This window comes from Streptomyces sp. NPDC001599 (genome assembly GCF_042893535.1).
GTDB lineage: Bacteria > Actinomycetota > Actinomycetes > Streptomycetales > Streptomycetaceae > Streptomyces.
Window position 1 is genome coordinate 66,723 of the sequence record NZ_JBIAVA010000007.1, and the last position, 6,794, is coordinate 73,516.

Consider the following 6,794-nt stretch of genomic DNA (forward strand, 5'->3'; position numbering starts at 1 on the left):
ATGCACCTGCCCCGAGAAGGCGTCCCGCCGGACACCGGCAGTGAGTTCACGCCGCTGCTGCGCGACGTCAAGGAGCAGCAGCTGCTCGAACGGCGCACCGGCTGGTACGCGCGCACCATAGCGGTCAACGCGCTCGGTCTCGCCGCCGTCGGCACGGGCATGGTGCTGCTCGGCGGCTCCTGGTGGGTGCTCGCGCTCGCGCCCGTCCTCGCCGTCCTGTGTGCCCGTACGGCGTTCATCGGCCACGACGCGGGCCACGCCCAGATCAGCGGCAGCCGCGCGGTGAACCGCCGCATCGGACTCGTCCACGGCAATCTGCTGCTCGGTATGAGTTACGCGTGGTGGAACGACAAGCACAACCGCCACCACGCCAACCCGAACCACATCGACAAGGACCCCGACGTCGCCGCCGACGTACTCGTGTTCACCAGCGGGCAGGCCGCCACGCGCGTCGGTTTCCGCGGCCGGCTCACCCGGCACCAGGCGTGGCTGTTCTTCCCGCTCACCCTCCTCGAGGGCCTCGCCCTGAAGCTCCACGGCTTCCAGTACCTGCGGCGCCGGCAGGGCCGTGCGCGCCTGGTGGAGGGCGCCCTCCTGGTCGCCCACGTCGCCGGGTACGTCACCCTGCTCCTGACGGCCATGCCGCTCGCGCACGCCCTCGTCTTCGCCGCGCTCCACCAGGCCCTGTTCGGGCTGCACCTGGGCATGGCCTTCGCGCCCAACCACAAGGGGATGGACATGCCCGACCCGGACCCCGGGGCGGAGAAGTGGGGGCACCTGCGGCGCCAGGTCCTCACCTCCCGCAACGTCAGGGGCGGCTTGCTCACCGACTGGTTCCTCGGCGGCCTCAACTACCAGATCGAGCACCACCTGTTCCCCAGCATGCCCCGCCCGCACCTCGGGCTCGCCCAGGCCGCGGTCAAGGCCCACTGCCGGGACCTCGGCATCCCCTACGCGGAGACCGGTCTCGTCGACTCCTACCGGCAGGCCCTGCGGCACATGCACGAGGTGGGAGAACCGCTGCGTGCCGACATCTGAGGAGCCGACGCCGTGCGCCCTTCCGGACGCCGCCCCTTCGGACGCCGTCGCGGCGCGCACCGGGCACCTAGGCTGGTGCCCATGATCCCAGTGGAGGCGGAACGCCCGCGAGCGCTGCTCGCGGGGGCGTCGCGGCGGTGGGTGCGGCTGCTGCCGTGGGCCGTGGCGTTCGTGCTGTGCGTCGCCCTGCTGCCGACGACCATCGTGGTCCTCACCGCCGACTACGGGCTGAACGGCGGCCTCGCGAGCGCGCTGGCCGTCGCCCAGGCCGCCCCGCTGCTGCTCGCCGTCGTACGGCCGCTGCACGCCTGGTACGTGGTCTTCGCCGCGGACGTGGCCGGTGCGCTCGCCCTGCTCACCGTCGACTTCCAGGAGCGGCTGCTGTGGCCGTTCCCGCCCATGGAGATCGTCGGGTACGTCGGCCTCTGCCTCGCCCTGGGTCTGCGCGAGCGGCGCCGGACGCTGCTGCTGGTGTGGCTGGCGACGGCGGGCGCCAACGTCGGCCTGGGGTTCGTCGCGCCCCACGGCACCGGCGCCAAGGACCTGTTGCTCACCATCCTCGGGGGCGTCGCGCTCCTGCTGGGCGGCGCGCTGCGCGAGCGGTACGAGGTGCAGCGCAGGCTGGTAGAGCAGGAGACGATCAGCGAGGCCGAGCGGGGCCGGCGGACGCTGCTGGAGGAACGCGCCCGCATCGCACGCGAGTTGCACGACGTGGTGGCGCACCACATGTCCGTCATCACGGTGCAGGCGGACACCGCGGAGTACCGCCTCGCGGCGCTGCCGCCGGACGTGCGGGAGGAGTTCACGTCCATCGCGGCGACCGCGCGGGAGTCGCTCGGCGAGATGCGACGACTCCTCGGGGTGCTGCGCAACGAGGAGGCGCACGGCGAACTCGTGCCCCAGCCGGGACTCGCGCAGATCGGGCAGCTGGTGGAGGCGACGGCGCGGACGGTCGGGCCGGTGGAGTTCACCCCCTGCGACGCCGAGGTGCCGGAGGCGGTGGGCCTGTCCGCGTACCGGATCGTCCAGGAGGCCCTCGCGAACGTCGTACGGCACGCGCCCGGCGCGGCGACGCACGTGTCGCTGTCGGTGTCGCGGCCCGCCGACGAACAGACCGACGAACAGACCGACGAACAGACCGACGAACAGACCGACGGGCAGACCGACGGGCAGGGCGACCGGCGGCGCGACGGGCGGCGCGAGGGACGGGGCGGGGAGCGGCTCACCGTCCTGGTCGTCAACGACCCGCCGCCCGAGCCGCCCGCCGGGCCGCTCGAGGTGGGCGGCACCGGGCACGGCCTGGTCGGCATGCGCGAGCGGGTAAGGCTCGTCGGCGGCACCCTCGACGTGGGGCCGCTGCCGGACGGCGGCTTCCGGGTCGCCGCCCAAATCCCCCTGACGGAAGAGGACCTCACGTGACCACGCGCGTCATCATCGTCGACGACCAGGCCATGGTGCGGGCCGGCTTCGCCGCGCTGCTGGCCGCCCAGAGCGACATCGACGTGGTGGGCGAGGCCCCCGACGGCGCGCAGGGCGTCGAGCTGAGCCGGCGTACCCACCCGGACGTCGTACTCATGGACGTGCGGATGCCCGAGATGGACGGGCTGGAGGCCGCACGCCGCCTGCTGTCGCCCCCGCCCGGGGTGACCCACCGGCCGCGGGTGCTGATGCTCACCACGTTCGACGTCGACGACTACGTGTACGAGGCGCTGCGGGCGGGCGCCAGCGGCTTCCTGCTGAAGGACGCGCCGCCGGCCGACCTCATCGCGGCCGTACGGGTCGTGGCCTCGGGCGACGCGCTGCTCGCGCCCTCCGTGACGCGCCGCCTGATCGCGGACTTCGCCAAGCAGCGCCCCGCTGCTTCCCGGGGCAAGCCCGCACTGCGGCTCAAGGGGCTGACGGAACGCGAGACCGAGGTCCTCACCCTGGTCGCCCGCGGCGAGTCGAACACGGAGATCGCCCAGACCCTGGTGCTGGCCGAGCAGACGGTCAAGACGCACGTCAGCCGCGTCCTCACCAAGCTCGACCTGCGCGACCGCGCGCAGGCGGTGGTCTTCGCCTACGAGTCGGGGCTGGTGGCCCCGGGAGAGTAGTCCCGCCCGGCCGGTCCCGCGCACCCGGCCGCTCTCCTTCGCCCCCTACCCGGGTATCACCTCCACATTGGCTCCCGGGTATGACGCCCGGCGCCGAGCCGTCCCCGCACTCTTCACCTCGTCACCAAGACGCACGAGCGGCATCGACGAGGAGACGGCACCATGAGGCTACGCAAGGGCAAGCGGCAGAAGGCGGACGACCGGGCGGGGGTGGACCACCGCCCCGAGACCCCGGCCGCCACGCCCGGGCTCGCCGTCGAACTGCGCGGGGTCCGGCGGCAGTACGGCCGCGGCGCGGGCACCGTGCACGCCCTCGCGGGCATCGACCTCGCCCTGCCGCGCGGCACCTTCACCGCCGTCATGGGCCCGTCCGGGTCCGGCAAGTCGACCTTCCTTCAGTGCGCCGCCGGGCTCGACCGGCCGTCGGCGGGATCGGTGCGCCTGGGCGGTACGGAGATCACCGGCATGAAAGAGAACGAGCTGACCGAGCTGCGCCGCAGCCGCCTCGGCTTCGTCTTCCAGGCGTTCAACCTGCTGCCGTCGCTGACCGTGGAGCAGAACGTCCTGCTGCCCATGCGCCTGGCCGGTCGGCGCCAGGACCGCCGCCGTGCGGCCGAGGTGCTCGCGCAGGTCGGCCTCGCCGACAAGGCGCGGCGCCGGCCCGGCGAGCTGTCCGGCGGCCAGCAGCAGCGCGTGGCCGTCGCCCGCGCCCTGGTCACCGCCCCCGACGTGATCTTCGCCGACGAGCCCACCGGCGCCCTCGACACCGGCACCGCCGCCGAGGTCCTCGGCCTGCTCCGGCAGGCGGTGGACACCCTCGGCGCCACCGTCGTCATGGTCACCCACGACCCGGCCGCGGCCGCCTGGGCCGACCGCGTGCTGTTCCTCGCCGACGGGGCCTTCGCCGACCACCTGGAGCGGGGCTCGGCGGAGCAGATCGCGGCGCGGATGACCGCGCTCACCGGCCGGGCGCGGGCGATGGCCGGGGCCGGTGCGGGGGTGGCGGCATGAGCCTCAAGCCCAACGGCCTGGCCCGCGCGGCCGTACGCTTCAAGCCCGCCTCGTTCGCGGGCACGTTCGTCGCGCTGATGATGTCGGCGCTGATCGTCGCGGCCTGCGGTGTCCTGCTGGAGACCAGCATCCGCGCCTCGGTGCCGGCCGAGCGGTACGCGAACGCGCCGGTCGTCGCGGCGGCCGACCAGTCCGCGCGCGTCGTCGCCGACACCGTCGACGGCCCCGAGGAGACCGAGTACCCGCTGCCCGACACCGCCCGCGTGGACGCGGGGCTCGCGGCGAAGGCCGCCGAGGTGCCGGGCGCGGCCACCGCCGTACCGGACTTCACCTTCCCGGTGCACGGCGGCGGCGACGGCGCGCCGGGCGCGCTCACCGGCCACGGCTGGGGCTCGCACGCCTTCACCGGGACCGCGCTGTCGAAGGGTGCCGCACCGCACGCGGGCGAGGTCGTCCTCGGCGCGGACGCGGCCCGTACCGCCGAGGCGGGCGTCGGCGACACCGTCGTGCTGGAGACGGCCGACGGCCGCACCGGATTCCGGGTGTCCGGGCTGGCCGAGGCCGGTGCCGGGGACACCGCGGGCGAGGAGGCGGGCGGCGGGGCCACGGCCTGGTTCGCCGACGCCGAGGCGCCCGTGCTGGCCGGGCACCCCGGCAAGGCCGACGCCATCGCCGTGATGGCGAAGGAGGGGGTCGACACGGACGCCCTCGCCGCCGCCGTCGACAAGGCCCTCACCGGCACCGGCGCGCGGACGCTCACCGGTGACGACCGCGGCGAGGTCGAGGACCACGGGCTGGCGTACGGCAAGGAGACGCTCTTCGCGATCGGCGGCTCCTTCGGCGGGATCGCCACCCTGGTCGCGGTCTTCACCGCGGCCGGCACGGTCGCCCTCTCCGTCGGCCAGCGCACCCGCGAGTTCGCGCTGCTGCGCGCCGTCGGCGCCACCCCGCGGCAGATCCGCCGCGCGGTCGCCTCCGAGGCGCTCCTGGTCGCCCCGCTCGCCGGGCTGCTCGGCTGCCTGCCGGGCATCGGGCTCGCGCACTGGTGGTTCGGGCAGATGCAGGACCGCGGGGCGGTTCCCGAGGCGGTCGAACTGCACGTCTCGGGGTTCCCGCTGCTGGCCGCCGTCGGCGTCGGGCTACTCACGGCGCTGGGCGCCGGCCTCGCGGCCGGGCGCAGGCCCGCGAAGATCAAGCCGGGCCAGGCGCTCGCCGAGGCCTCGGTGGAGCGGCTGCGGCCGGGTGTCGTCCGTACCGTCCTCGGTCTCGCCGCGGTCGGCGGCGGCTCGGCGCTCGCCGGTGTGGCGGCCTCCGCCGCCGGTTCCGACGCGGCCAACGCCTCCCTCGGCGTGGTCATGCTCTTCATGCTGGCCGTCGCCCTGCTCGGCCCGATCCTGGCCAGGGCGTGCGCGGCCCTCTTCGGCCTGCTGCTGCGCGGCGGTGACGCCTCCGCGTCGCTGGCCGCCGCCAACTCCCGCACCAACGCCCGCCGACTGGCCTCCGCGATCACGCCGATCGTGCTGGCGATGGCCTTCGCCTCGACGCTGGTCTTCATGCACACGAGCGAGAGCCACGTCGCCTCGGAGCAGCTCCGCGACGGCATCACCGCCGACCACGTCGTCACCGACCCGGCCGGCCTGCCCGCCGACGCCGCCGCCCGGGCCGCCCGCGCGCCCGGCGTCGACGCGGCCGTGAGCCTGCTGGACACGCAGGTGCTGGTGCCCGTCCGGGGCGGCGGCGAGACGTCGCTCCAGGGGACGGCGACCCAGGGCATCTCGGGCTCCGGCGCCGAGCTCGCGAAGGTGCAGGACCTGGACGTGCGCGAGGGCAGCCTGGACCGGGTGGGCGAGGGCCGCATCGCCATCGACCGGACCCTGGCCACCGCCACGGACACCGGCCTCGGCGACAAGCTGTCGCTCTACCTCCCCGACGGCACGAAGGCCGCCCCGGAAGTCGTCGCCGTCTACGGCCGCGGCCTGGGCCTGCCGGCCGTGACCATGGACCGCGCCTCCCTGGACGGACACGTCACGTCCGCCTTCGCCGACACCCTGCTGGTCAGCGGCGGCGACGCCGAGCGGCTCGCCCCCCTCGGCGAGGTCACCGACGCCTCCGGCTACGCGCTCGCGCAGAACGTGGACCGCGAGTTCGGGGCCTGGGCCAACTACATGATGGCCGCCGTCCTGGGCGGCTTCGCCGCCGTCGCCGCGGTCAACACCCTGGTGATGACGGTCCTGGACCGCCGCCGCGAACTGAACACCCTCCGCCTCGTCGGCTCCACCCGGCGCCAGGTGCTGCGCATGCTGGGCTGGGAGAGCCTGCTGGTGTCGGCGGCGGGCGTGGCCCTGGGTACCGCCATCGCCATGATCACGCTGACCCCGATGATGCGCGGCCTGACCGGCGAGTTCCCGCACGTCCCGCCGCTGCTGTACGCCGCCTTCGCGGCGACCGCGGCAGCCCTCGGCCTGGCCGCCGTCACCCTCCCGGCCCGCACGGCCCTGCGCGACCGGGGTGCGTGACACCTCGACCGGCCGCGCGGACCCACCCGGTCACCCGACGGACCGGCCCCGGGGGAGCACCTCCCCCGAGGGTCCGTCGGCAGGGGGGCCGGGACATGGCGGGTCGCGCGCCTTCCGAGCGGTCGGGGGAGGCGCC

Annotated in this window: 5 protein-coding genes; all 5 read left to right on the forward strand. The window is 75.1% G+C overall.

Going from position 1 to position 6,794, the window contains the following annotated elements:
- On the forward strand, window positions 1-1,038 hold the full coding sequence (locus ACFYZ3_RS19155) for a fatty acid desaturase family protein (protein ID WP_388519599.1): 1,038 nt from the start codon (window positions 1-3) through the stop codon (window positions 1,036-1,038).
- An 81-nt stretch (window positions 1,039-1,119) separates the two neighbouring features.
- Window positions 1,120-2,457, forward strand: coding sequence for a sensor histidine kinase (locus ACFYZ3_RS19160; RefSeq protein ID WP_388518899.1), 1,338 nt, complete (start codon window positions 1,120-1,122; stop codon window positions 2,455-2,457).
- The gene (locus ACFYZ3_RS19165; protein WP_388518902.1) at window positions 2,454-3,131 is read left to right on the forward strand and encodes a response regulator; all 678 of its coding nucleotides are present in this window, start codon (window positions 2,454-2,456) and stop codon (window positions 3,129-3,131) included. The genes ACFYZ3_RS19160 and ACFYZ3_RS19165 overlap by 4 nt, the downstream gene beginning before the upstream one ends.
- Before the next feature lie 162 nt (window positions 3,132-3,293).
- Window positions 3,294-4,142 (forward strand): ABC transporter ATP-binding protein, encoded by an 849-nt coding sequence (locus ACFYZ3_RS19170; protein WP_388518905.1) that lies wholly within the window; start codon window positions 3,294-3,296, stop codon window positions 4,140-4,142.
- Window positions 4,139-6,658, forward strand: coding sequence for an ABC transporter permease (locus ACFYZ3_RS19175; RefSeq protein ID WP_388518908.1), 2,520 nt, complete (start codon window positions 4,139-4,141; stop codon window positions 6,656-6,658). The genes ACFYZ3_RS19170 and ACFYZ3_RS19175 overlap by 4 nt, the downstream gene beginning before the upstream one ends.
- Window positions 6,659-6,794: the final 136 nt, after the last annotated feature.